Annotated in this window: 22 protein-coding genes; 7 read left to right on the top strand and 15 right to left on the bottom strand. The window is 42.5% G+C overall.

The window, feature by feature from the left end; all coding sequences use genetic code 11:
• Window positions 1-8: 8 nt before the first annotated feature.
• The 4 genes from VUI23_RS20705 to VUI23_RS20720 are packed head-to-tail and all read left to right on the top strand — an operon-like array spanning window position 9 to window position 4,727.
• Window positions 9-3,146, top strand: coding sequence for a CusA/CzcA family heavy metal efflux RND transporter (locus tag VUI23_RS20705; RefSeq protein WP_342805864.1), 3,138 nt, complete (start codon window positions 9-11; stop codon window positions 3,144-3,146).
• Window positions 3,136-3,831 carry a HupE/UreJ family protein gene (locus tag VUI23_RS20710; RefSeq protein WP_342805866.1) on the top strand — a complete coding sequence of 232 codons (696 nt, stop codon included), beginning with the start codon at window positions 3,136-3,138 and terminating at the stop codon, window positions 3,829-3,831. Before VUI23_RS20705 ends, VUI23_RS20710 begins: the two co-directional genes overlap by 11 nt.
• 18 nt (window positions 3,832-3,849) lie before the next feature.
• On the top strand, window positions 3,850-4,377 hold the full coding sequence (locus tag VUI23_RS20715) for a hypothetical protein (RefSeq protein ID WP_342805868.1): 528 nt from the start codon (window positions 3,850-3,852) through the stop codon (window positions 4,375-4,377).
• Between the two features lie 23 nt (window positions 4,378-4,400).
• Entirely contained in the window at window positions 4,401-4,727 is a 327-nt protein-coding gene (locus tag VUI23_RS20720) for a DUF6488 family protein (protein WP_342805870.1), read from the top strand.
• Window positions 4,728-5,176: 449 nt separating this feature from the next.
• Here the strand turns inward: VUI23_RS20720 and VUI23_RS20725 are convergent, their stop codons facing one another.
• The 6 genes from VUI23_RS20725 to VUI23_RS20750 form a co-directional block, all read right to left on the bottom strand.
• Complete coding sequence (locus tag VUI23_RS20725; protein WP_342805872.1) at window positions 5,177-5,740, bottom strand: GNAT family N-acetyltransferase; 564 nt, start codon at window positions 5,738-5,740, stop codon at window positions 5,177-5,179.
• A gap of 88 nt (window positions 5,741-5,828) precedes the next feature.
• Window positions 5,829-6,470 carry an SCO family protein gene (locus tag VUI23_RS20730; protein WP_342805874.1) on the bottom strand — a complete coding sequence of 214 codons (642 nt, stop codon included), beginning with the start codon at window positions 6,468-6,470 and terminating at the stop codon, window positions 5,829-5,831.
• A complete protein-coding gene (gene cyoE / locus VUI23_RS20735; RefSeq protein ID WP_216047783.1) occupies window positions 6,467-7,381 on the bottom strand; it encodes a heme o synthase in 915 nt (304 codons plus the stop codon). The genes VUI23_RS20730 and cyoE overlap by 4 nt, the downstream gene beginning before the upstream one ends.
• A gap of 9 nt (window positions 7,382-7,390) precedes the next feature.
• On the bottom strand, window positions 7,391-8,368 hold the full coding sequence (locus tag VUI23_RS20740) for a COX15/CtaA family protein (RefSeq protein ID WP_216047782.1): 978 nt from the start codon (window positions 8,366-8,368) through the stop codon (window positions 7,391-7,393).
• 12 nt (window positions 8,369-8,380) lie between these two features.
• Window positions 8,381-8,947: a hypothetical protein gene (locus VUI23_RS20745; protein ID WP_342805876.1), complete on the bottom strand. Its 567-nt coding sequence runs from the start codon at window positions 8,945-8,947 to the stop codon at window positions 8,381-8,383.
• Entirely contained in the window at window positions 8,940-9,662 is a 723-nt protein-coding gene (locus VUI23_RS20750; protein ID WP_342805878.1) for an SURF1 family protein, read from the bottom strand. The genes VUI23_RS20745 and VUI23_RS20750 overlap by 8 nt, the downstream gene beginning before the upstream one ends.
• 21 nt (window positions 9,663-9,683) lie before the next feature.
• On the opposite strand from VUI23_RS20750, the gene VUI23_RS20755 reads away from it, so the two are divergent.
• Window positions 9,684-9,893, top strand: coding sequence for a DUF2909 domain-containing protein (locus VUI23_RS20755; RefSeq protein ID WP_216047779.1), 210 nt, complete (start codon window positions 9,684-9,686; stop codon window positions 9,891-9,893).
• Between the two features lie 25 nt (window positions 9,894-9,918).
• Here VUI23_RS20755 and VUI23_RS20760 read toward each other — a convergent pair whose 3' ends face one another.
• From VUI23_RS20760 to VUI23_RS20785, 6 genes are all read right to left on the bottom strand, one after another.
• Window positions 9,919-10,812, bottom strand: a complete 894-nt coding sequence (locus tag VUI23_RS20760) for a cytochrome c oxidase subunit 3 (RefSeq protein WP_216047778.1) — start codon at window positions 10,810-10,812, stop codon at window positions 9,919-9,921.
• Between the two features lie 11 nt (window positions 10,813-10,823).
• Window positions 10,824-11,393 (bottom strand): cytochrome c oxidase assembly protein, encoded by a 570-nt coding sequence (locus VUI23_RS20765; protein ID WP_216047777.1) that lies wholly within the window; start codon window positions 11,391-11,393, stop codon window positions 10,824-10,826.
• A gap of 12 nt (window positions 11,394-11,405) precedes the next feature.
• Window positions 11,406-12,995, bottom strand: a complete 1,590-nt coding sequence (ctaD, locus tag VUI23_RS20770; RefSeq protein WP_216047776.1) for a cytochrome c oxidase subunit I — start codon at window positions 12,993-12,995, stop codon at window positions 11,406-11,408.
• An 11-nt stretch (window positions 12,996-13,006) separates the two neighbouring features.
• Entirely contained in the window at window positions 13,007-14,152 is a 1,146-nt protein-coding gene (gene coxB, locus VUI23_RS20775) for a cytochrome c oxidase subunit II (RefSeq protein ID WP_303500385.1), read from the bottom strand.
• A 495-nt stretch (window positions 14,153-14,647) separates the two neighbouring features.
• Window positions 14,648-15,271, bottom strand: a complete 624-nt coding sequence (lexA, locus tag VUI23_RS20780; protein WP_216047774.1) for a transcriptional repressor LexA — start codon at window positions 15,269-15,271, stop codon at window positions 14,648-14,650.
• 168 nt (window positions 15,272-15,439) lie between these two features.
• Window positions 15,440-16,300 carry a PEP-CTERM sorting domain-containing protein gene (locus tag VUI23_RS20785; protein ID WP_342805880.1) on the bottom strand — a complete coding sequence of 287 codons (861 nt, stop codon included), beginning with the start codon at window positions 16,298-16,300 and terminating at the stop codon, window positions 15,440-15,442.
• 423 nt (window positions 16,301-16,723) lie between these two features.
• Between VUI23_RS20785 and plsB the strand changes: the two genes are divergently transcribed.
• Window positions 16,724-19,174 (top strand): glycerol-3-phosphate 1-O-acyltransferase PlsB, encoded by a 2,451-nt coding sequence (gene plsB, locus VUI23_RS20790; protein WP_216047773.1) that lies wholly within the window; start codon window positions 16,724-16,726, stop codon window positions 19,172-19,174.
• Window positions 19,175-19,236: 62 nt separating this feature from the next.
• Here the strand turns inward: plsB and ilvA are convergent, their stop codons facing one another.
• Together ilvA and ilvD are read right to left on the bottom strand one after the other, a co-directional pair.
• Complete coding sequence (gene ilvA / locus VUI23_RS20795; RefSeq protein WP_216047769.1) at window positions 19,237-20,778, bottom strand: threonine ammonia-lyase, biosynthetic; 1,542 nt, start codon at window positions 20,776-20,778, stop codon at window positions 19,237-19,239.
• Window positions 20,779-22,626, bottom strand: coding sequence for a dihydroxy-acid dehydratase (gene ilvD / locus VUI23_RS20800; protein ID WP_216047768.1), 1,848 nt, complete (start codon window positions 22,624-22,626; stop codon window positions 20,779-20,781).
• Window positions 22,627-23,060: 434 nt separating this feature from the next.
• On the opposite strand from ilvD, the gene VUI23_RS20805 reads away from it, so the two are divergent.
• On the top strand, window positions 23,061-24,572 hold the full coding sequence (locus tag VUI23_RS20805) for a YifB family Mg chelatase-like AAA ATPase (protein WP_342805883.1): 1,512 nt from the start codon (window positions 23,061-23,063) through the stop codon (window positions 24,570-24,572).
• Here VUI23_RS20805 and ilvY read toward each other — a convergent pair.
• Entirely contained in the window at window positions 24,566-25,432 is an 867-nt protein-coding gene (gene ilvY / locus VUI23_RS20810; protein ID WP_216047766.1) for an HTH-type transcriptional activator IlvY, read from the bottom strand. The genes VUI23_RS20805 and ilvY overlap by 7 nt on opposite strands.
• Window positions 25,433-25,470: the final 38 nt, after the last annotated feature.

Raw genomic sequence — 25,470 nt, forward strand, 5'->3', positions numbered from 1 at the left:
AGTAGCACATGCTAGATTTTATTTTACGCTTTGCGATAAAACGCAACATTCTTGTTTTGGTGCTAGTGCTAGGTGTTTCAGCGCTCGGCTTGTGGAATTTTACCAAATTACCCATTGATGCTGTGCCTGACATTACTAACGTTCAGGTAATGATTAATACTGACGCACCTGGTTATACGCCGCTGGAAGTGGAGCAACGTATTTCATATCCGTTAGAAACCGCATTAGCGGGTTTACCAAACTTAGAGGGCACGCGCTCTGTTTCTCGTTATGGTTTATCACAAGTGGTGGCCGTCTTTAGCGACAATACCGACGTGTACTTTGCACGCCAATTAGTGAATGAGAGGCTTTCTGCTGCAAAGTCAGAATTACCAGTTGGTCTTGAACCTCAGTTAGGTCCAATTGCCACAGGACTTGGCGAGATATTCATGTTTACCGTAGACGCTGAACCTGGCGCGACGGATAAAGATGGTAACTTGATTACACCTATGGAATTGCGCTCTGTGCACGACTGGGTTATACGTCCTCAACTTATGCGTGTGCCTGGTGTAGTTGAAGTTAATCCTATCGGTGGCTTTGAGCGAGAGCTAGTCGTAGCCTTTGATCCTGAAAAATTGTTGACATACGGCGTTACTCAAGCTGATTTGGTCAACGCCATTGAAAATAACAATACCAACCAAGGTGCCGGTTTTATTGAGAAGAGTGGCGCACAATGGCTGATTCGAATTCCAGGACAAATTGAAAACATCAACGCTCTGGCCAATACAGTGGTGAAAACCACTGATGGTGCCAGTGTACGTATTAGTGATGTGGCAAGTGTGGTTGAAGGGCACGGCCTACGCACAGGTGCCGCAACACAAGATGGCCGTGAAGTGGTGATGAGCACGGTGTTTATGTTGATCGGAGAAAACAGCCGCACAGTTGCATTTGCCGTGGGCGAAAAGCTGAAAGAAATCAATAAGTCACTACCTGAAGGAATTGTCGCAACCGCCGTATACGATCGGACAAAACTAGTTGATCAGACGCTTAATACCGTCAAGACCAACCTAGTTGAAGGCGCATTGCTGGTCATTGTAATTCTGTTTCTGCTTTTAGGTAATTTCAGAGCGGCGTTTTTAACTGCCTTAGTGATCCCTTTTGCCATGTTAATGACAATCACCGGCATGGTGCAAACAAAGGTCAGTGCTAACTTAATGAGCTTAGGCGCACTGGATTTTGGTCTGCTAGTTGATGGCGCTATTATCATTGTTGAAAACTGTTTGCGCCGACTTAGCCAGGCCAGCCCAGATGGCCAACAATTAGCACTAAAGCATCGACTGGAAATTGTATTCACCGCGACAAAAGAAGTGATACGCCCCGCCTTATTTGGTGTGTTTATTATCACTGCTGTCTATTTGCCTATATTTGCGCTAGAGGGCGTGGAAGGCAAGATGTTTCACCCTATGGCACTTACCGTAGTGATTGCTTTGTTGTGCGCCATGGTGTTATCCATCACATTCGTGCCCGCCGCTACCGCTTTGCTGTTTAAGAAGCCGGTCAAAGAAAGACGTAACGTCATCATGAGTGGTGCGACCTTTGTTTATAAGCCTTCGCTTAAGTGGGTTATGAAAGCAAGATGGTTTGTGGTGGTATTTGCCGTCGCTCTGGTTGGGATCATGGGTTATCAAGCCACCAAGCTTGGCAGCGAATTTGTGCCTAACTTGGATGAAGGGGATATTGCCATGCATGCACTGCGTATTCCTGGTACGTCTTTGAGCCAAGCCGTTGCGCTACAAGAAAGCTTGGAAGCCCGCATTATGGAAATGCCAGAAGTGGAGCGGGTATTTGCAAAAATTGGCACAGCCGATATCGCTACCGATGCTGTACCACCTAGTGTTGCCGATAACTTCATTATTATGAAACCACGTGAACAATGGCCTAACCCGAATAAAACCAAAGACCAAATTGTTGAAGACTTAGCGGCATTAGTAGAGCCTATTCCAGGCAATCGTTATGAATTTTTGCAGCCCATACAGATGCGTTTTAATGAACTGTTGTCAGGCGTACGAGCAGAGCTAGCCATAAAAGTATTTGGTGATGATTTTGAAATATTGAATGCTGTAGGCAGCGAGATTGAAAGCGCTATTGGCAGTGTCGAGGGCGTTGCTGACATCCAGATGGAGCAAACAACTGGCTTACCTATGCTCACCATAGTACCGAAAATGCAAAAGTTAGCCCAATACGGTATTTCAAAAACGCTTATTCAAGAGCAGTTGGCAACCTCACTAGGAGGACGCGTTGCAGGTAAGTTTTATGAGGGAGATGCCAGAGCCGATATCGTTGTGCGTTTGCAAGAGACTATGCGTAGCGATGTTGATGCCCTATATCGCCTACCTATACATTTGCCAGATGGTCATTACGTGCCACTGCAAGAATTAGCTGATATCGAAATGCTATTGGGTGCAAACCAAGTCAACAGGGAGAACGGCAAACGTCGAGTTGTGGTCACCGCAAATGTCAGAGGTAGAGACTTAGGTAGTTTTGTCGCAGACATTAAAACCCAAATAGAGAGCAATGTAGATATTCCTGCGGGTTATTGGCTCGAATATGGCGGCACCTATCAGAAATTACAATCTGCTTCACAGCGTTTGTCCATAGTAGTACCGGTCACTTTGTTCTTGATCCTTGGACTGCTGATACTGGCACTAGGCTCGTTTAAAGATGCGATGATCATATTCACTGGTGTGCCTTTAGCCCTAACCGGCGGTATAGCTGCGCTAATGTTACGCGACATTCCGTTTTCAATTTCAGCGGCAGTGGGGTTTATCGCATTATCGGGGATTGCTATATTAAATGGCTTGGTCATGGTGTCGTTCATTCGGGACTTACGTAAACAAAACATACCGCTAGAACAAGCGATATTTGATGGCGCTATCACACGCCTGCGTCCCGTTATTACCACAGCGTTGGTTGCTTCATTAGGTTTTGTGCCAATGGCGTTAAATACCGGAATGGGCTCTGAAGTACAGCGACCTTTAGCCTCTGTGGTTATCGGAGGGATCATTTCATCAACCATACTGACATTGTTTGTCATCCCCGCGTTATATCGATTATTGCATAAAGATAAAACACCTACGGCTGAGAAGGAGCAACTTAATGCCCAATAATATTAAACCATTCGCCGCATTCCTTTTGGGTTTGCTGTTAGTGAGTCTGTCTTTTGGGGCACTCGCGCATGGGGTTGATGACAATACCCGAGTGTTCTTAGAACAAAATTCGGGCGTGCAATTCATACCGTTTATCTATATTGGCGCTAAGCACATGTTTACCGGCTACGACCACATACTATTTTTGGTCGGCGTAATCTTTTTTCTTTACCGAAGTCGCGATGTATTGCTGTATGTAAGCATGTTCACTGTTGGGCATAGTATTACTCTGTTATGGGGTGTGCTGGGTGACATTCAGGTTAATCCCTATTTAATCGATGCCATCATTGGCTTCTCGGTTGTGTACAAAGGCTTTGATAATCTGGGAGGTTTTAAACGCGTGTTTGGCAGGCAGCCAGATACCAAGTTGGCCGTGTTGATATTTGGTTTATTTCATGGTTTTGGATTAGCCACTAAATTGCAAGAGTTTGAACTGGTTCCAGACGGGTTAGTTGCCAATATGATTGCATTTAACATCGGCGTCGAACTGGGGCAATTTATGGCGCTCGTCTTCATTGTTATTGTGATTAACTTTTGGCGGAAACTACCGTCATTCGAGCGTTTTTCCACTGTTACGAACACCATGCTTATGAGCGCTGGACTAATGTTAATGGGGCTTCAATTAACTGGCTATTATTTATATTAATAAGAACGAGAAAAATTTATGACACAAGATGTAGTAAGTACCAAAACATTAGTAAAATCGACCATTGCAGCCACCATTATCGCAGCCGTGGTGTTTGTATGCTTTATTCTTCCCGCAGAATACAATATTGACCCAACGCACATTGGTCACAAACTAGGTTTGACTGCGCTGGCTCACCATGAGGATGAACCAACCCAAGTGGCGCAAGAAACCGCCGTCACTGAACAAGGGCAACAGGTGATTGAGGTTACTGTGCCCGCTGGGAAAGGCATTGAATACAAATTTCAAATGAATCAACACGACAAAATGACCTACGAGTGGCTAACCGATGGGGAACCGCTTTATTTTGATTTACACGGTGAGCCTGAAGGCGACACCACAGGTTATTTTGAAAGTTACGCTATCGCTACACTGTCAGAAATGAAAGGCAGTTTCACCTCGCCTTTTTCTGGCTCGCATGGTTGGTATTGGAAGAACACAAGTGACCAGCCTGTGGCAATCCAATTGATTGTCAAAGGGCAGTACACCGTTATCGGACTTAAATAGAAAACACAACAGAGGGTTTAAAAATGAAAGTTATTAATCGCGCATTATTTCTGATTGCATGTATTTGGCAAAGCGCCGCCTTTGCACATGGAGGCCATAACGAAATCAGTAGTGAAACTGCGCTCAATATTGCTAGTAAATCGGTTCAACAGCTTACGTTCAAAGATTTTGGCTACCAAGTGGGCAAGCTCGACGCAAGTTGGAAGTCGGCAACAGATGCTAACTTCAATGTGGTTGAAGTGTTAGAAAAAGCGTTTGTGGTTAGTGCAACCAACCCATCGAGTAATAAAGTTATTTACTTCGAAATAGCAAATAATGGAAAAGTGCTCAGTGTGAAAAGTAGTGAATGATTTACACCTTGCTAAGGCGGCATTCTTGCCGCTTTTAAGGTTTATCAGCTAATGCTTGCATGACAATTAGTAAGATCAGACTCTCGATATGTCTTGTCAATATCATTAAATAGAGGTTTTGAAATTGCGTTTAAGTAAACAATTCTTGCTGTGATGAGGAGTCTAAAGACTCCACCCTTAACGATAATTGTGAATTAGCAATTATTAACCTAATTAATATTACATCTATTTTAGTCATTATGGAGGTAACTATGGTTAGAGTTCCCATTTCTATACTGTAAAAACTATTCTCATGTTTTTTTGTGTTTAATAATGATTTAGTTTAAATAGTGTTTGGGTGATGGGCGTATTCATCGTACCAATCGAAGGCTTGCTGGGGAATTTTAACCGTATTATCACTCATCAGTTTAACCTCTATATTTGGGCTGCTTATATAATTTAGGATCACTTCACACTAAAGTTTTTTGCATGTGAACGTGGGGTAAAAAACCCAAGTTTGTTCCTTTCTCACTTGGATGAGATGTGGATTTTTGTACAAAGCCAAATTTAACGTATGCCTGAATAGCAGCTTGATTTTCTGCCATTACATCTAAAACTAGCTTTGTCTTGCCTAACTTTGTTGCCGTTTCCGAGCAATGTTCCAAAAGACTGGTTGCAATTCCTTGTCTGCGGCTTGAGGGCTCAACAGCCAAGTGTCCTATACAAAGATCGTGAAAAGTTGGCGCTTTCACTAGATAAGATAGATCTTCACTATTATTTAGAATGGCGGCAGTTTCTAAAGGTCCAAAATGTACAATTAAACTTGCTAAAGTTTGTTGTTTAAACAAATCGGTTATCGGTGCTTGCCAGTAGCTCACGCATCCACATAACAATCCATCTTGTATCGCAACAGTTTGATTTAAAAAACCAAACTGCCCCTCAGGAATTTGTAACGCGGTTTCTAAAAAATCCAAACAAATTTGTTGTTTTTCAGACAAGCTTAACGCTGTGTGATGGCCGGTGAGTAAACTCATTAGGTTGTCCGGACCAGACAAAAAAAGCAATTTGGCAAGAGTTTGATAATGACTTGCTTGGGCCCGCGTAATTAGCATGTTTTTAGAATTACATCATAGTAACGATTTTGGGCATATCTTCTAATATCTGTGAACCTTCACTCACAGGTATTGAACCAGGTTCCATTTTAGGTTTGAAACGGCCAACAACCTCGCCACGGGGATTGATAACGGTGATTGAAGCACTATGGTCGACTAAATAATTGGGATCGTCGGTGTTATCACTCATAGCGTACATCATGCCCATCGCTCTAACCAATGGAAATAATTGTTTATGCTCGCCAGATGTGGCCCAAAAATCAGGATTAAAGAAGTTAACGTATTCTTGTAAACGCTCAGCGCTATCACGTTTTGGATCAACTGATAAAAACCAAATTTTGACCGGATTTTCAGTGTTAATCGCCTGTAATTGCGGATAAATCCCTTTCAGTTCTGCCAGTGTAGTCGGGCAAATATCGGGGCAAAAAGTGTATCCAACAAACGCCAAGGTCCAATACCCCTTGAGTTGTTGATTATTAAATACCTCACCATTTTGGTCGTAAAGTTCAAACTCTGGCAGCGCTCGCTCCACCGGATATTTTTGAAGATACTTCACTTCTTCCACTTCCGGTGGCGCAATAACCACCGAAAAGTACAGGCCAGCAGCCAAAGCTACTACCGCGACTATGCCAATTAATAGGTTTTGTTTCATAGTGTGAATTTTAAATAATGGTCAACCAGTAATACTACAAAGAGTACCATTAAGTGAACAATTGAAAAACCAAAGGTTTTCATCGCAGTGTTTTCATTACAGGCATATTTCAATTTCCACGCATAGTACATGAAACCAACATTCAACAGGCCTGAACCTAATAAGTAGATGACCCCAGACATACCCGTTAGATACGGAAGTAAACAAACAATGGTTAATAAAAGGGTATACAGTAAAACCGAGGTTTTAGTGAACTCAACACCATGGGTAACCGGTAACATTGGAATTTCAGCCTTCGCATAATCTTTCACTCTATGTATAGCTAACGCCCAAAAGTGCGGTGGCGTCCAAGTGAAAACAATAAGCACCAGTAGCAGCGCGTGAGAATGAATTTCGCCGGTTACAGCCGTCCACCCTAATAATGGTGGAGCAGCTCCAGCCAATCCTCCAATCACAATATTTTGAGGGGTAGCACGTTTAAGATACATAGTATAAATAACCGCATATCCCACCAAACTAGCTAAGGTCAACACAGCGGTTAATCGGTTAACCCAAAGCTCAAGACAGACAAATCCGGCTACACCGAGAACAATTGCAAATATAGTTGCACGCAGCGGACTAATTTTTCCTTTCGTTACGGGGCGATTAAAGGTTCTCGCCATCTTGCCGTCTATCTTGCGGTCGACAACATGATTGATCACTGCAGCAGATGACGACAGCAAGCCTATGCCTCCTAGACCAGCAATTAGCACTTGCCAATTCACCCATGTTTCAGTTGCTAAACACATACCAACCAGTGCGGTGAGTAATAACAACATCACCACTTTGGGCTTAGTCAACTCGTAATAATCACGCCAACTAGCTAATTGTGAAGATGATTTTGAATAATTTGCCTGAAGTGTTTTACTCACTTTGGTCTCCTAAGTCTTTCTGTACAGGGTGTAGCAAAGTTTCACCATAACTAACAGCAAACATGCCGCGACTGCATTGTGCAAAACAGCGACAAATAATGGCAGGCTAAATACCACGTTACTCACCCCAAGTATTACTTGTAACCCTAAAATCAATACCATGCTGACTGACAATTTCTTGATCAACTGTGAAGCTGCCGAGCTATATAAACGGATTGCCAACCAACATAAATAAATAAAAGTAACTATCGCACCGAACCTATGGGTCACATGCATAGTCATTCTTTCTGCCCAGTCGTGTACTCCGAACTCATAGTTATCTGCATGAGGAATGCTATACGCTCCGGCAAAATCGATACGGCTCACCCAGTCACTTTCGCAAAAGGGTAGCTCTGTACATGCGAGGGCAGCATAATTGGCGGAAGTCCATCCACCTAAGGCGATTTGAGCAACTAAGATCACAATCCCCAATGCGCAGAATTTAGCAAATCGTTTCATGTCCGAATCGCCACCTGGTATCCGATAAGGCGTAACGCGCAGATACAATAAATACAGGCAGGACAACACCGCAAAACCACCGAGCAAATGGCCCATAACAACTAAAGGCATCAAGTTGAGTGTGACAGTCCACATCCCTAAGGCAGCTTGAAAACAAACTAAACACAGCAAAAAGAAGGGTAATTTTACCGGACTGTGAAACGACCGTTTTACCAAACTAATTAGAAATATAAGCAGTATAAATAGACCCAAGGTACCAGCGGCATAGCGGTGAATCATTTCGTTCCACGCTTTATGGGCTTCAAATGTTCGTTCAGGAAAAGCATCCTGTGCAGCGCTAATATGAGACTCGGTAGCAGGTACGCTTAAATGTCCGTAGCAGCCAGGCCAATCTGGACATCCCAATCCGGCATCAGTTAAACGGGTATAAGCCCCTAACACAATAACCACAATTGCTAGCACCACTGAAGCCAGCACTAATTTTCTCATTGCTATCATTCCTTAACCAATGCGAGACAGCTTTAACAACTTGCGTAAATCGGCCAAAATATCGCGACTTTGTTGAATAGCATCTTCTTGTTGTAATTTTATTGGATACTTTAAAATGACATTTCCTAATGTATCAGCAATGAAAATACCATCTGTCGATGCATCTTTAAACACATTATTTACATTTTGCTCATCTGTACTTAACACTTTAATGTTCGGATGACGCTGCATATCAGTTAATTCAATTTTTTCACTTTTTTGATGAGCCAAAACCAAGGGCTCCACTCGGTCAGATTCCTTACCTAAAGCAACCCATATCTGGTTTAGGCTATAAAGGGCATTTTCACATCCCTGCGCGCATTCTTGCGGCATAACAAATAACAGTCGCCACAGTGGTTCTCTGTCGCTAACAACAGAGCTCAAATCAAGGGGCGGCGTGAGCAGCTCACCTTTATTTGTGGAGCCTTTATTGAACCAATCGAAAGTTAACGCTAAGTAAGCTAAAACCACAGGAAGAACAAACACAATAAACATAATTAATGGCGTTTTAGACTTCTTTTTAACGGCTGCTTCAGACATCTTTTGTGACCTTCCTTTTTCGTAATGCAACAATATAAATAACTGCGCAAGCTATAGCTAAACCAAACCACTGCATTGCATAGGCATAATGTTTTTCGGGCGCCATTACCACAGCAACCCAATTTCGGGTAAATCCAATGGGGAACTCAGGATCTAACTGCAAAACCACGGGTAAAATCTGTGTTCCGGTAAATTTTGCGATCAAGTCTAAATCAATACTTTGCAACAACACCGGCCATTTATCATCCATTTGTGCAGTTTCTGTGACCATTGGGTTCACTGAAGGCACAGAGCTAGTACCATAAAATACTTGTTCATAGGCAGGTAAATCAAAGCGTGGCAATTGATCGCGATATTGACCAGCTTTCACCCAGCCCAAATTAACTATCACATCGCCAAACTCGGTTCTGACGGGAATTAAAACGTGGTAGCCAACCTGTCCATTCTCGATTCGATTATCAAGCAAAAAAACCTTGTTGACTAACATTTTACCTTTAAATTGAAGGGGTAAATCTCGCTTATCTTGACGCGCTAAAAGATCTTCAATATTTAATGGATTAGAGGTTTTACGTTGCTCAATTTGTTGTATACGCGCCTCTTTATAGTGAGCTCGTTGCAGTTGCCATACTCCCAGAGAGCATAAGATTATAACTGCCAACAGAATGAAAAATGTGGCAAAGTAAGGATGCTTGGGAATATCCGGTCTATTGGCCATAACTTTGAGGAGTGATCGATTTTGATAGTAAAATTATTAGTCGGCGGTTTATTACTGTTTATGCTCTACAATCTTTTTCGCGCGATGATAATAATGTTAAAAAACGACCCTAACCAGCCTCCTATGAGTAAATTTATTGGCCGCAGGGTGATGACCTCTGCAATTATAGTGATTTTGTTATTATTGGCTGTGGCAACTGGATTGATAACACCGAATCCGCGCCCCTATTAAGGGACGCAGAACCGTGAGCGTAAATCTACAGAATGTATACAAAGAAAAATAACATAACCCAGACTACATCAACGAAGTGCCAATACCAACTGCCGGCTTGGAATGCAAAATGATTCTCTGGCGTAAAGTGACCTTTTAATACCCTTAAAAACAAGACAATTAAAATGATCGTACCCAAAGTAACGTGCATTCCATGGAAGCCAGTTAATAAGAAGAATGTATTGCCGTAAACGCCTGATTGCAGTGTCAGGTTCATTTCACGATATGCGTGCACATATTCTTCAACCTGCAGGGTTAAGAAGAAACAACCCAGTAAGATAGTCCCTCCTAAAAACGCAATTAGCTTGCCGCGCTGTTCCTTCTCTAGCGCCACATGAGCAAAGTGACAGGTGACTGAGGAAATCAACAAAATAATAGTGTTGTACAGAGGTAAGCCCATCCAGCCCATCGCGGTTGTCTCAACGCCACCAGGGGTTTTAGTCAACGGCCAAACTGCTTCAAAATTAGGCCAAAGAACCTCGGCAGTCATGGCATTGTTGCCAGCCCCATCAAGCCAAGGCATAGCGATTACGCGAGCATAAAATAGTGCGCCAAAAAAAGCCGCAAAGAACATGACTTCAGAAAAAATAAACCACGCCATACCTTGTCGATAAGAGCGTCCCAACTGAGCACTGTACATTCCTGACATAGATTCGTGAATCTGGTTTCTGAACCATCCCACTAACATGACCAGCAAAGTTACAATTCCGGCAGCCAGAATCCAGCCACCATAACCACTTTCACCTTTGGTTTGTTCAACCACAAAATTTCCTGCGCCAAAGGCAATCAGAAATAATGCTACCGCGCCGACAATCGGCCAAGGGCTTTGGTCTGGAACATAATATTTTTCGTACACTTGTTGTTGCTGTTGTTGTGCCATTTTGATTCCTTTTATCCTTGATTCATTGCAACGCCTTCGGCACTTGCCGTTACGTCATACAAGGTATACTGAAGGGTAAAAAACTTAATATCTTTTGGAAGCTGCGGATCAACATAAAACTTCATCGGCATTATTGCTTCTTCGCCAGCACCAAGAGGCTGATTATTAAAGCAAAAACACTCGGTTTTATTCATATACAGAGCGGCAGTGCCCGGTGAAACAGAGGGAACAGCTTGTGCCACATAGTCTTTGTTGGTGGTATTTTTAACGTAAAAATCCACCTGATTCATTTCACCTGGATATACTTCCACCTTACGAGTTTGAGCCCTGAATTCCCAAGGCATTCCAGTATTGGTTCGGGTAATAAACTCAATGCTAATCGTGCGAGAACGATCTATCTCGATTGATTCGTATACAGCAGCTGTATCACTGGTTTTACCGTTAATTCCCGTCACCTGACAAAAAACCTCATAAAGAGGGACTAATGCAAATGCGAAACCAAACATACCAATCACAACAACAACCAGCTTTAAAGCCAGTTTGCCGTTGTTAGATTGGTTGTCGTTTGAACGCTCAGTCATGTCAAATCACGCTTACTTAATAACAGGAGGCGTATCAAATGTATGATAAGGAGCTGGAGACGGGATTTCCCATTCCAAACCCTCTGCACCTTCCCACACCTGGTCAGATACAGGCTCACCTTGTTTGCGACAGGCTTTAATAAGAAGTGCTAGGAATATCAGTTGCGATAAACCGAATGCAAAACCACCTAAGCTTATCCACTTATTGAAGTCAGCAAACTGCAGTGCATAATCCGGAATACGACGAGGCATGCCAGCTAAACCAACAAAGTGCATGGGGAAAAACAGAACATTAACGGAAATCAATGAACACCAGAAATGCCATTTAGCCAATGTGATATCGAACATCTTCCCAGTCCATTTAGGCAGCCAATAGTAGACCGCTGCCATAATCGAAAATATTGCGCCTGTTACTAATACATAATGGAAGTGAGCGACGACAAAATAGGTATCGTGATATTGGAAATCCACAGGTGTTATCGCCAACATCAAGCCCGAAAGACCACCAATGGTAAATAACACAATAAAGGCTAAGGCAAACAACATTGGCACCTCAAATGACAAGGAACCCCGCCACATAGTGGCTACCCAGTTGAAGACCTTCACCCCTGTGGGCACCGATATCAGCATAGTGGCGAACATAAAGAACAGCTCGGCCCCCACTGGCATCCCCGTGGTAAACATGTGGTGCGCCCAAACGATAAAAGACAACAACGCAATTGACGTAGTTGCATATACCATAGACGCGTAACCAAACAGTTTTTTACGGGAGAAGGTCGGCACAATTGCGGAAATAATACCGAATGCCGGAAGAATCATAATATAAACTTCAGGGTGTCCGAAGAACCAAAATATGTGTTGGAACATAACCGGATCACCGCCACCAGCAGCATTAAAGAAACTAGTGCCGAAGAACTTATCGGTTAGTACCATGGTCACCGCACCCGCTAAAACAGGCATAACGGCGATCAGCAAGAATGCAGTAATTAACCATGTCCACACGAACAACGGCATCTTCATCCAAGTCATGCCAGGGGCTCGCATGTTGAAGATAGTTACAATGACGTTAATCGCTCCCATGATGGATGAAATCCCCATAATATGGACCGAGAAAACGAATAACGCTGTGGTGTCATTACTGTATGTTGTAGACAAGGGCGCATAGAAAGTCCAACCAAATGCTGGACCGCCACCTTCCATAAACAACGAAGCTAACAAAATGGTAAATGCCATTGGCAAAATCCAGAAGCTCCAGTTATTCATTCTTGGTAGAGCCATATCCGGCGCACCAATCATCATCGGAACCAGCCAGTTGGCTAATCCGGTAAATGCAGGCATAACAGCCCCAAATACCATGATAAGTCCATGGACTGTCGTCATCTGATTAAAGAAATTCGGTTCAACTATTTGTAATCCAGGCTGAAATAATTCAGCACGAATTACCATAGCCATGGCACCACCAGTTAAAAACATGATGAATGCAAACCACAGATACAGCGTACCTATGTCTTTATGGTTCGTAGTAAATAACCAACGTTTTATGCCGCTGGGAGCATGATGGTGATGGTCATCGTGATCTAGTTCTGTCGTCGCTGTGCTCATAACCGCTCCTCCTATTGACCTGTAATTACGGCGTTAACATCTTTAGCTTGGACCATGTCACCGGTATTGTTACCCCAAGCATTACGTTCATAAGTGATAACTGCTGCCAGCTCACTCATAGTTAATTGTTTTGCAAAAGCTTGCATGGCAGTACCCGTCTTACCGTTTACAACGATTTCAATGTGCGCAGGCATATCAGCCAGAACCATTTGGCTTCCAGCCAATGCGGGGAAGACCCCTGGCAAACCTTGACCATTTGGCTGGTGACAAGCTGCACAAGCGCGCATATATACTTGCTCACCAGTGCTCATTAGCTCTTCCATGCTCATATTCATGGCCAACAATCTTTGCTCTTCTTCTTTCGCTTTGCGCTGTATTTCTTCTTGCGTGTTTATCCATTCTTCATATTCAGCGGGTTCTTTGGCTACCACAACTATTGGCATGAATCCATGATCTTTCCCGCAAAGCTCTGCACATTGACCACGGTATACACCAGGTTCAATCACATTTGCCCAGGCTTCATTGATAAAACCGGGATTAGCATCTTTTTTAACGGCAAAGTCAGGAACCCACCAAGAATGAATCACATCATCCGAGGTAACCAAGAAACGCACCTTTTTGCCTGTTGGAATAACCAAAGGACGATCAACTTCTAAGAGGTAGTTATGGCCTTTTTCAAACTTGTTGTTTATCTGTTCTTGCTGAGTTGCCATCACAGAATAATATTCAACGTCGTTTTCCATGTACTTGTAATGCCATTTCCATTGAGACCCAGTAACAAGAACAGTTACTTCTGAGTTTTCGGGATCTTCCATTGCAATCAAGGTTTTAGCCGCTGGGAATGCCATTACGACAAGAATGATAAAAGGAATTATTGTCCAAGCGATTTCAACTTTCACACTCTCATGAAAGTTAGCAGGTTTAGCACCGCGAGATTTACGGTGGAAAATCATGCTCCAAAACATGACACCAAACACTAATACTGCAATGACTACACATATGAAAAACATGAGCATGTGCAGATCATAAACTTGTCCACTGATTTCAGTCGCACCTTTGCGCAAATTCAATTGATACTGATCAGCAGTCGAAGTCGAATCTGCAGATACTGTAAATGCAATTAGACTGGTCAGTATTACCAATATGCCGGACCATATCTTTTTCACTCAACACCTCCTGTTGATTTAAGCCGTTCCCAAAGGAGCAAAGCAGAGTAAACAACCGCAAAAAACTCAGCTATGGTAAATGACTTGGGATCTAAATGTTATGAAGCTGTAAAAACTAGTATAAGAATTACTCAACTAAAGTCTAACGTCTAGTGTTTTTTGTTAAAATTATAAACAACCGGTTGATTTTCAATCAAAATAGGCAAAAAAGTTATTTTTTATATCAATTGCAAATAGCTTTGGTTACTAAAGATATTAAAATCGGTAATTTTCCATCCGCAAAAAACAAAAATGCTCGCTCGGAGAATAACTAGACATTCTGAAATGGATTTTTTAGGATATTTTTTGAACAGAAAATGTATTCACTGGCAGAATACAAAATAGAGAAATCGTGGTTCGCAGTTTTAGAAAACTAACATTCAAAATAATAAAAAAGGTGACCAAATAGGTCACCTTTTTTAAAGAACTTTGCAATCAACCGCGTAATTACATCCAATCAGCGTTGCGAATAACGCCCACAGCAATACCTTCAATATTAAAAGGTTGCGACGCTAGATCCACTTTAATAGGGTTAAATTCATCGTTTTCAGCATGCAGAATCACTTCTCTACCACGCTTTTCAAGACGTTTAACAGTAACGTCTTCATCGACTCTTGCCACAACTACCTGACCATTGTGAACATCGGTTGTACGATGAACTGCCAGCAGGTCACCATCCAAAATGCCGATATCCTTCATACTCATACCGCTTACTCTAAGCAAAAAATCGGCACTGGGTTTAAATAGATCAGGATCGACTTTGTAATGACATTCAACATGCTCTTCCGCCAGTATAGGTTCACCCGCAGCAACACGGCCAATCAAAGGTAAGCCAACTTCTTCCAAATCATCTTCTAGGGGAACATTAAGTTTAATCCCTCTAGATGTGCCAGGTAGAATTTCAATGACCCCCTTACGCGCCAGAGCTTTTAAGTGCTCTTCTGCCGCATTAGCTGATTTAAAACCTAATTGTCGCGCAATTTCAGCACGGGTAGGTGGCATACCTGTAGCCAACATAGTGGCTTTAATTAATTCGAGAATTTCGCTTTGTCGTGGAGTTAGTGGACGCATAAACAGCCTGTTTTTCTATACAGTTTAACTGTTAGTATATACAGTTACGAAGATAAAACAAACTTTGTTTGTTGATTGATGTTTTAATCTAAGAATAAATTAAATTGATACAAAAAAAGAGGCTACTTAAAAGTAACCTCTTATATTCTAACAAATATATCGAATTAATTATGTTCTACGTGAAGCCATTCTCAAACCGAATAGTCCTAAAGCCAACACACCTAATGTTGAAGGTTCAGGAACAGGTACACCTGGGTTCTGACATTCAGGCAAAGTTGGGTCTTGACCACAACCAGGAGGAAGTGACTCACCCGCTAATAAAAACGAACGAATATTTTCTAAAGCAAGCGCTTCTTCTGTAGAAATTCCAGTTAGCCAGTCAATATCACTGATCGTTACGATACGACCTGCATTGTTTACTAAATCAGACGTGGCATAAGCAACACCAATGTTAAAACCGTCTGCAGCTACTTGGGCTGCAAACACTTTAGAAGGATCTGATACAAATAATTGTCCAGGTGCGTCGATATCAAATGTCGTATTACGAATATCGTTAGGTCCAACCAGAATAGTCGTATCAGGTGTTAGGAAAGTACCTGTTTCGCTTGAAGTAGAATCACCTGCACCGCCAAACTGCATCGCAACATCACCAGTAAGCGTTGAGAAAATATTTTGTACCCAATCATTATGAGTTTCACAGCAAGGTCGTTCAGTTTGACCGTAGAAACCACCACCGCCGTTAACGAAGTCGATAACATTTTGACCGATGGCTGCCCCTGGATCAGATAAAAATCCGCCATCCCATACAATATCATAGGCTGACATATCCGTTGGCGCAACACCCCAACTATTAATCACTGTTAGATTATCGCCAAAAGTAGTTTGGAATAAGTCTGTCCAACCACCGCCGGATAAACGACCTCCCTCATCGACTACTAGAATCTCTGCTGCGTTAGAAATAGTAGAAGAAAATGCGAGTGCTCCTGTTAAAAGCAAAGAACTTACACTTTTTATCATTTTTTTATTCATTGACCCTTTCTCCATTATTAGGAACTCAATTTTTGAATCTTTTTATAGATACATCCTGCAACTGTGCAAAAAGTAAGCACACTTTATGCCTAAATGTAAACTCAATACTTTTCAGCAAGTTAGATTGAATGAATTTAAATCACTACTTTGATGTGTAAAATTAACTGACAAAATATTAAGCCAAACCTCATATTGGATATTTTTATTACCGGAAGTATTTTCTGACAATTGCGAAGTTAATAGAAATTGATTTGAAATATGATAATGCTACTAAACAAGATGACTTTAGATGCGCTAACAATATAAAATAGCAGTACGACTCAAGAGTCGTTAGTCTGCGTGTTTTGGTGTGCAAACATGAACAGAATTCCGTTCTTCATGCTATGCTTTTAACGATTTCGAAACCTCAAGGTGTTATATAATATGGATTGGCTGCATAATTTGCTGCTTTCGATTTTTGCTTTTCCCGTAAAATGGCTGGTCAAAGTCAATAGTATTCCAACAGACATTGAAAGTGAGCTGGGTATAGATAAAAGTAAACCTATAGTTTACTTGCTCAGAACTCACTCTATTACTGACCAACTTGCGCTTAAAATGTCGACTAAGAAAGTGGACTTACCCAGCCCTACCAAGAAAATTCTCATAGGTGGAGAAGAGCACAGCGCCAGTGTATTTCTTGAGCAACCTCAATCTGTTATTGGTAGGAAGATCAAAGGAACCAAAATAGCAGCAGATTTAACCCATTTATTTCAACTTCACAAAGACAACGCAGATCTCGATTTACAAATTGTGCCGGTTACTGTTTTTTGGGGTCGCGCACCAGGCAGAAAATCCAACGGATTAGCAGATCTGTTAGCCGACAAGGCATCACCGAGTTGGTTACGCAAATTTTTTATCGTGTTATTTTTAGGTCGCGATAATTTCGTGTCTTATAGTAAAGCTGTATCGTCTAAAGACATGACCAAATTACCTGGTACTGAGTCTGAAATCGCGCACAAATTAATTCGCCTAGCAGGCACCCACTTTCACCGCAAAAGACAAGCATTTAACGGCCCAATGCTGTTAGAAAAACAAGAGTTATACAATTCGATTCTTGGTTCTGTGTCAGTTATCAATGCAATCAACGAAGAATCTAGACAAAAGAAAATTCCTTTGTCTAAAGCCAAAGCAAACGCTAAATCTTATATAAACGAAATTGCTGCAGATTATCGTGAAGGTTTGATCCGCTTTGGAGACAGGGTATTAACCCGTATTTGGAACAAAATATACGATGGGATCGAAGTTGGCCACGCCGACAAAGTGAGAAAATTGGCACAAAATGGCCATGAAATTATTTACGTTCCCTGCCACCGCAGCCACATGGATTATCTGCTGTTAACCTACGCAATTTACCATCAAGGGTTAGTGACACCGCATATCGCTGCAGGTATTAATCTAAACTTTTGGCCTGTGGGCGGGATTTTCCGAAAGGGTGGGGCTTTCTTTCTACGCCGCAGTTTTGCCGGTAATAAACTCTATACTAGCGTGTTCCGTGAATATCTAGAGCTATTATTCAACAAAGGGTATTCAGTTAAATATTATGCCGAAGGCGGACGCAGCCGCACAGGAAGGTTGTTACCACCGAAAACGGGTATGTTGGCCATGACGTTACAAGCGATGATCAAAGGAGTGAATCGTCCAGTGAGTATAGTTCCGGTTTACATTGGATATGAACACGTCATGGAAGTAGGCAGTTATCTAAGTGAGCTAAAGGGCAATACCAAGAAAAAAGAATCTGTTTTTGGACTGTTTTCAGTGGTTAGAAAGTTAAAGAATTACGGCCACGGATTTCTTAATTTTGGCGAACCCATACAGCTCAATAACTTCCTTGATGAACAAGTACCTAACTGGCGTGACGCCCAAAATAGTGAAGTAGATAAAAAACCCAGTTGGCTTACTCCCACTGTCAATATTCTTGCTAACCAAGTGATGGTACGAATCAACCAAACGGCAGCCATTAGTGGTATGTCACTGTGTGCATTGTGTTTGCTCTCTGCCAAGAAAAACGCGATGGGCCAAAAAGAGTTAGAGCAGGCAGTCGACGATTATCTTCACCTCTTAAAGTTATCCCCCTACAGTGAACTGGTTAGCTTACCAGACAAAAACGGCCATGAAATTGTAGAGCAAACCCTGAAACTAGGGAAAATGAATGTATCTGAAGATAGTTTTGGCAAGATTATTTCGTTAGAGCAGCGCAATGCCGTTACCTTAACTTACTATCGCAATAATATTTTGCACCTGTTCGCCATTCCTGGATTAATTGCCGCTATCGTTTTTGCGCACAATGGAATCGAAAAAACTAAGCTGCTTGATCTGATTATGCGTTTGTATCCAATGCTACAACGTGAATGGTTTCTTTACATGTCTCCTGAGCAAGCACAGGAATACGTGGAAGGTCTGATTGAAAGCATGTTGGAAATGGGCATGATAGTCACCGTCGGAGGTAATTTGGCGCCTGCACATCCAACAGCGCAGTCTTTTTATTCGCTGTGGTTGCTAAATCGCTGCGTGCAAGAAACCTTGCAGCGTTATGCGCTAGTGTTATCTTTGTTAGCCAAAGAAAAGAAAATGAGTCGTGCCGCATTAGAACGTCAAAGTGCTAAATTTGCAGAACGATTAGCCGCACTCCATGGTATTAGTTCACCTGAATTTTTCGATAAAAACGTGTTAGCAACCTTTGTTAATGCACTTAAGGAAAATCAACTTTTAGCAGATAGCGAAGATGGGCAATTGCAACATTCAGAAACCAGTGAAAAATTGCGTCAAGATATCATTGCTTTGATTGCGCCAGAGATCGCTCAACGTCTAGAGAAGCTCTACGCATTGCAAAACTAATATGCTAGGCAACAAATAATAAAGGCTCCTACTTAGGAGCCTTTATTTTATACCAAGCGCAATTACTTGCCTAAATCGGATAAAAAGAACTGATAAGCTGGATTACTTGTCTGTTCATTATATTGGTAGCCAAGTTTATCTAAATGCTGGTCAAAATCCGCTCTGGCGCCTTCGGGTAAATCAAAGCCCGCAAGCACTAAACCTTCCGCTGCACCATGATTCCGATAATGAAACAAGGTAATATTCCATGACTCTCCAAGGGTATTCAAAAATTTCATCAATGCCCCTGGATATTCTGGAAACTCAAATGAGAAAATATGCTCATTGAGTAACGTGGGAGGACGGCCGCCTACCATGTAACGCACATGTAACTTTGCCATTTCATTTTCAGACAAATCAAAACATTGATAACCACTATCTGTAAGCAGCTTTTCTAATTGATGATACTCTTCCCGTCCAAAGCGCAATTTTATCCCAACGAATATATGTGCTTCTCCATCACTGGAATAACGGTAGTTAAACTCGGTAATAGTTCTGCCACCTAGCAACTCACAAAAACGTTTGAACTCACCTTTTTGTTCAGGGATTCTAACCGCAAAAACAGCTTCTTTTTGTTCGCCCAGTTCACATCGCTCAGACACATATCGCAAGGTATGAAAATTGATATTAGCGCCACACAATATGCCACCAATTTTTTTACCGGAAATTGAATGTTGAGAGAGATACTTTCGAATACCAGCCACAGATAACGCACCTGCTGGTTCAGCTATTACCCGAGTATCATCAAAAATGTCTTTGATTGCGGCACAAATTTCATCCGTATTGACAGTGATAACTTCATCAACAAATTGTTGGCATAATCGGAACGGTTCTGTACCTATGGTCTTCACTGCCACGCCATCAGCAAAAATACCCACCGATGGCAACGCCACAGGTTCACCAGCTTGCAAAGCAGCCTGTAAACATGCAGATTCATCAGATTCTACCGCAATGATTTTCAAATCAGGTCGTAATTGCTTGAGGTAAACACTGATACCCGCAGCCAAACCTCCACCACCGACAGCAATGAATAGCATATCCAAGTCAGGTAACTGCTCAAGTAGTTCTCTACCAATGGTTCCTTGACCAACAATCACGTCTTCATCATCAAAAGGCGCAACCATAGTGTAACCATTGACTTCAGATAGGCGCAGCGCTTCGGCTTTTGCCTCATCGAAGCTGGTGCCATGCAACACAACGTGTGCATACTCACCACCAAAACGTCTAACCGCATCCACTTTAATATCTGGTGTGGTTTCCGGCATAACTATTGTGGCTTGTATTTTTTTGATCTTGGCAGAATAAGCCACACCTTGAGCATGATTTCCTGCAGACGCAGCCACTACGCCGGCCTGCAATTGCTGCTGAGTCAAACAAGATAATTTATTGTAAGCACCGCGCAGCTTAAACGACTTCACCGGTTGTTGATCTTCACGCTTCAAGTAAATTTCATTACCTAAAGCAGTAGATAAACTGGTTAACCGATTCAGTTCGCTATTCACTGCCACGTCATACACCGGTGACAGTAGAATACGCTTCAAATAATCATTAGCAGATAAACTCATTTAATCTTCCAATTTTGAAGCATCACGTACTCCGCCTTTATCGGCACTGGTGGCTAACAAGGCATACGCTTTAAGTGCCAATGAAACCTTGCGTTGACGGGTTGCCGGCTTCCATGGTTTAGCACTGTTATTCATGTTATCACGGCGAGTTTGCAATTCAGCGTCACTGATATCTACGCCAATTTTGCGTGCAGGGATATCAATGATGATAGTGTCACCTTCTTCAACCAACCCTATACCACCGCCACTTGCTGCTTCTGGAGCACAGTGACCAATAGATAAACCTGAAGTACCACCAGAGAAACGGCCATCAGTGATTAGCGCACAAGATTTACCTAGGCCTTTAGCTTTAAGATAAGTGGTTGGGTACAACATCTCTTGCATCCCTGGACCACCTTTAGGACCTTCGTAACGAATAATCACAACGTCACCGGCAACTACCTTATCACCCAAAATAGCAGCAACCGCATCATCTTGGCTTTCAAAAATACGCGCACGACCAGTAAATTTATGAATCGACTCATCGACACCTGCGGTTTTTACAATACAACCATCTTCTGCAATATTGCCGAATAAAACCGCTAAGCCACCTTCCTCACTGAAAGCATGCTCACGATTACGAATACAGCCGTCTTCGCGATCTGTGTCGGCGGTAGGCCAACGACAATCTTGGCTAAAAGCTTTTGTTGTGCGGATACCAGCAGGGCCTGCTTTATAAAACTCGATCGCCTTTTCGTTGGCCGGATTTGTAATATCCCACTCAGCGATAACTTCACCAATAGATTTGCCCAACACATGAGGACAGTCATCATGCAATAAACCAGCGCGGTTTATTTCAGCTAAAATTCCCAATACGCCACCGGCACGGTGAACATCTTCCATATGGTATTTAGGTGTAGATGGTGCCACTTTACATAAATGTGGAACTTTACGAGATAGGCGATCGATGTCATCTAGGGTAAATGGAATCTCACCTTCTACCGCGGCTGCCAACAAATGCAAAATGGTATTGGTTGAACCGCCCATGGCGATATCCAAACTCATGGCGTTTTCAAACGCTTTAAAATTAGCAATATTGCGAGGCAAAACAGACTCGTCATCTTCTTTGTAGTAACGACGACAAAGCTCAACAATTTGTCTTCCAGCTTGTTTGAATAAACCTTCTCGGTCCGCGTGCGTTGCTAACATAGAGCCATTGCCTGGCAACGACAAACCTAAGGCTTCGGTCAAACAGTTCATCGAATTCGCCGTGAACATACCTGAACATGAGCCACAAGTAGGACAAGCTGAACGCTCCACTTCGTCACTTTCGTCATCAGTTACATTGTCATCCACACCGGCGACCATGGCGTCTACCAAGTCCAATTTGATAAGTTGATCTGAAAGCTTGGTTTTGCCGGCTTCCATCGGTCCGCCTGAGACAAAGATTACCGGTATATTTAAGCGCATCGACGCCATCAACATTCCTGGGGTGATTTTGTCACAATTAGAAATACACACTATGGCATCGGCACAATGGGCATTGACCATATACTCTACCGAATCAGCGATGATTTCTCGCGACGGCAAGCTGTATAGCATCCCGCTATGACCCATGGCGATACCGTCATCTACGGCGATAGTATTAAATTCTTTAGCAACACCACCGGCTTCTTCGATGCTACGAGCAACCAATTGGCCCATATCTTTTAAATGCACATGTCCCGGAACGAACTGAGTAAATGAGTTAGAAACGGCAATAATGGGTTTGTGAAAATCGCCATCTTTCATGCCAGTGGCACGCCACAAAGCTCTGGCTCCGGCCATATTGCGACCTTGAGTGGTTGTGGATGAACGTAACTTTGGCATGGTAAAACCCTCTAAATTAAAATCATTTCGACTAATTAAATATGTTTTTGTTTAAGCCTTTAAAAACAAAAACCCCCGCGTTTGATTGCGAGGGTTTTGGCAAAACTAAGAATACACCTACCCTCGCTGGGGCAACCCCCACGCGTCAATAATCACAATCAACACTTGCTCGATAGTTGTATAAAACATGGTATTCATATTAATAAGATCGTCACTGTTGTATAGAAATATCATGTAACCCCCCGCAGAATCAAGTTTTCAAAGGGTATATATTATTCTTTAGGCGTCGATTAATCGTTGTAAATGAAAATATTGTGATTAAACCAGCCAAGCATTTCAAAACTAGACTATAAACTGGACCTCGCTTTCTGGCACTTAGTAAAAACTTTCTCTAGTTTAATAACATAAGTTAGGCAGTACGTAGGGAAATGTAAATGTCATTAGCCGTTGTATACTCTCGGGCATCAGTGGGCATAGACGCGCCACTGGTAAGTATTGAGGTGCATCTAGCCAATGGTTTGCCAGCATTTAACTTGGTAGGATTAGCAGATGCTGCGGTACGGGAATCTAAAGAGCGGGTAAGAAGTGCGTTACTCAATTCAGGTTTTGAATTTCCTGCTAAACGAATAACAATAAACTTAGCGCCAGCCGATTTACCCAAGGACGGCGGGCGTTTCGATATCCCCATCGCGATCGGCATTATCGCTGCCAGCGGCTTGATTGCAATTGAACACTTAGAACATTTTGAGTTTGCAGGGGAGCTAGCGCTGACAGGAGACATTCGCCCTATCTCAGGCGCACTGCCGTTTAACTATGCCTGCCATAATGCTAAACGAACAGCTATTTTACCCACCGAAAATGCATCAGAAGCATGCTTAATTCAACATAGTAAAGTTTTAGCTTTTAACACCTTATCGCAACTGTATCTGCATTTATCTGGTCGCCAAACCGTGTCCTTACAACAACCACAAACCACCGCTAACACGCAGCAGTATGATTTTGATATGGCAGATATTAAGGGCCAACAGTTGGCTAAGCGCGGATTAGAAATTGCCGCAGCTGGAAGTCATAACATCCTTTTTGTAGGGCCGCCAGGCACTGGCAAAACCATGCTAGCCCAACGTTTACTGACAATTTTGCCGGAAATGTCACAACAACAAGCTTTAGAAACTGCCACCGTCTATTCCATAAGTGGTCACGAAGTTGACCCTAAAACTTGGCGATTGCGTAAATTTCGACAGCCTCACCATACGTCTTCGGCAATTGCCCTTGTAGGTGGAGGCGGCAACCCTAAGCCCGGTGAAATTAGCCTAGCCCATAATGGTGTGCTGTTCTTAGATGAGCTGCCTGAGTACGAGCGCCGCGTATTAGATGTGCTTCGCCAACCGATAGAATCTGGGTTTGTTTCCATTTCTCGCGCGTCAAAACAAGTAAAGTATCCAGCTCAATTTCAACTGGTAGCAGCGATGAATCCCAGTCCAACTGGCAGTTTACGGGATGGAAGAAGCACTTCAGAACAAGTATTGAAGTACATTAATCGAATTTCTGGTCCGTTTTTAGACCGTATTGATTTGCAAGTTGATGTACCAAAATTAGCCAACAATGAGTTGTATTCTTGCGCTCAAAACACCGCTGAGAGCAGCGCTGAAATCAAAACCCGTGTACTTCATGCCAGGCAACAGCAAATGGAACGAGCTGGCAAGTGTAATGCTCAGTTAACGAATAATGAAATGGACATTCACTGCTCACTACAACATGAAGACCGTTTATTTTTGCAATCTGCAGTGGAACAATTAGGTTTATCGATGCGCGCGTTTCACCGAGTTATTAAAGTTGCACGCACTATTGCAGATTTAGCTTTAGAGCCGCAAATTACTCGAACTCATTTAGCAGAAGCCCTTGGCTATAGGGCGCTAGACAATATCATCAACGAATTGCGCTACTGAAACTCTGGTTGATTAAAGAACTCTTCAATTAAGGTTTCCGATTGCCGTGACTTTAAACAACATAGTCCAAGTTGATAGGGTTCGATATTGTTAATTTTTATGCGATTAACACGCCGACTCGCTAAGGAATTATCAAGGACCACTTGCGGTACAATGCCCAACCCACAACCCAGCCCAACCATACTAACTATCGCTTCATTGCCACCGACAGTACCATACACTTTAGGTCGAATACCCATTTCCGAAAACCAATGATGAACAATACGCTTTGAAGGTCCACCTTCAGGTAAAACAACTTTGTGATCACGCCAGTCCACCTGTTCGAGACTGGTGATTTGCGAATCTTTAGGGGAAATTAACAGCAGCGGAATAGTATCTATAGGTTGAAACTTGATATCTTTAGGCATGTCAGGTGCAAAAATCGCAATGGCTACATCCACTTCTTTATTGGCGACTTTTGAAACGGATAACCATGGATCCCCAGTAGTCAGCTGTACTTCGACTTGCGGATGTTTCTGTCTAAAAACATTTAAAATAGTGGGCAAATGACTTTGGCTAGCCGTGACTGAGCAATATAGCTTGATTTCACCGGTTAACATAGGGTTGAGCATATCAAGATCGGCTTTCAAACTATGCCAATTCGATAACACCTCCTGACTAAATGCCAACATTTTCTCTCCAGCCAGAGTCATTTTTACCTTTCGGTTATCCCGTAAAAACAGTTCCGCGCCACACTCTTCTTCTAAGCGCTGGATTGCCCTGCTCAGGGTCGATGGACTGACGAATAGCGCATTAGCGGTTTTACCAAAATGTAAACTCTGAGCGAGATGCTGGAATAATTGTAAAGAGCGAAAATCCATAACGTTTCATTTTTTGCAACACTGTATTGCGAATATAT

It is taken from the genome of Alteromonas sp. M12 (assembly GCF_037478005.1).
GTDB classification, from domain to species: domain Bacteria; phylum Pseudomonadota; class Gammaproteobacteria; order Enterobacterales; family Alteromonadaceae; genus Aliiglaciecola; species Aliiglaciecola lipolytica_A.

Coding starts and splice junctions, on each gene's coding strand:
- VUI23_RS20705 (WP_342805864.1), top strand. CDS start 9: ATGCTAGATTTTATTTTACGCTTTGCGATAAAACGCAACATTCTTGTT.
- VUI23_RS20710 (WP_342805866.1), top strand. CDS start 3,136: ATGCCCAATAATATTAAACCATTCGCCGCATTCCTTTTGGGTTTGCTG.
- VUI23_RS20715 (WP_342805868.1), top strand. CDS start 3,850: ATGACACAAGATGTAGTAAGTACCAAAACATTAGTAAAATCGACCATT.
- VUI23_RS20720 (WP_342805870.1), top strand. CDS start 4,401: ATGAAAGTTATTAATCGCGCATTATTTCTGATTGCATGTATTTGGCAA.
- VUI23_RS20725 (WP_342805872.1), bottom strand. CDS start 5,740: ATGAGTTTACTCACCGGCCATCACACAGCGTTAAGCTTGTCTGAAAAA.
- VUI23_RS20730 (WP_342805874.1), bottom strand. CDS start 6,470: ATGAAACAAAACCTATTAATTGGCATAGTCGCGGTAGTAGCTTTGGCT.
- VUI23_RS20740 (WP_216047782.1), bottom strand. CDS start 8,368: ATGAGAAAATTAGTGCTGGCTTCAGTGGTGCTAGCAATTGTGGTTATT.
- VUI23_RS20745 (WP_342805876.1), bottom strand. CDS start 8,947: ATGTCTGAAGCAGCCGTTAAAAAGAAGTCTAAAACGCCATTAATTATG.
- VUI23_RS20750 (WP_342805878.1), bottom strand. CDS start 9,662: ATGGCCAATAGACCGGATATTCCCAAGCATCCTTACTTTGCCACATTT.
- VUI23_RS20760 (WP_216047778.1), bottom strand. CDS start 10,812: ATGGCACAACAACAGCAACAACAAGTGTACGAAAAATATTATGTTCCA.
- VUI23_RS20765 (WP_216047777.1), bottom strand. CDS start 11,393: ATGACTGAGCGTTCAAACGACAACCAATCTAACAACGGCAAACTGGCT.
- ctaD (WP_216047776.1), bottom strand. CDS start 12,995: ATGAGCACAGCGACGACAGAACTAGATCACGATGACCATCACCATCAT.
- lexA (WP_216047774.1), bottom strand. CDS start 15,271: ATGCGTCCACTAACTCCACGACAAAGCGAAATTCTCGAATTAATTAAA.
- VUI23_RS20785 (WP_342805880.1), bottom strand. CDS start 16,300: ATGAATAAAAAAATGATAAAAAGTGTAAGTTCTTTGCTTTTAACAGGA.
- plsB (WP_216047773.1), top strand. CDS start 16,724: ATGGATTGGCTGCATAATTTGCTGCTTTCGATTTTTGCTTTTCCCGTA.
- ilvA (WP_216047769.1), bottom strand. CDS start 20,778: ATGAGTTTATCTGCTAATGATTATTTGAAGCGTATTCTACTGTCACCG.
- ilvD (WP_216047768.1), bottom strand. CDS start 22,626: ATGCCAAAGTTACGTTCATCCACAACCACTCAAGGTCGCAATATGGCC.
- VUI23_RS20805 (WP_342805883.1), top strand. CDS start 23,061: ATGTCATTAGCCGTTGTATACTCTCGGGCATCAGTGGGCATAGACGCG.
- ilvY (WP_216047766.1), bottom strand. CDS start 25,432: ATGGATTTTCGCTCTTTACAATTATTCCAGCATCTCGCTCAGAGTTTA.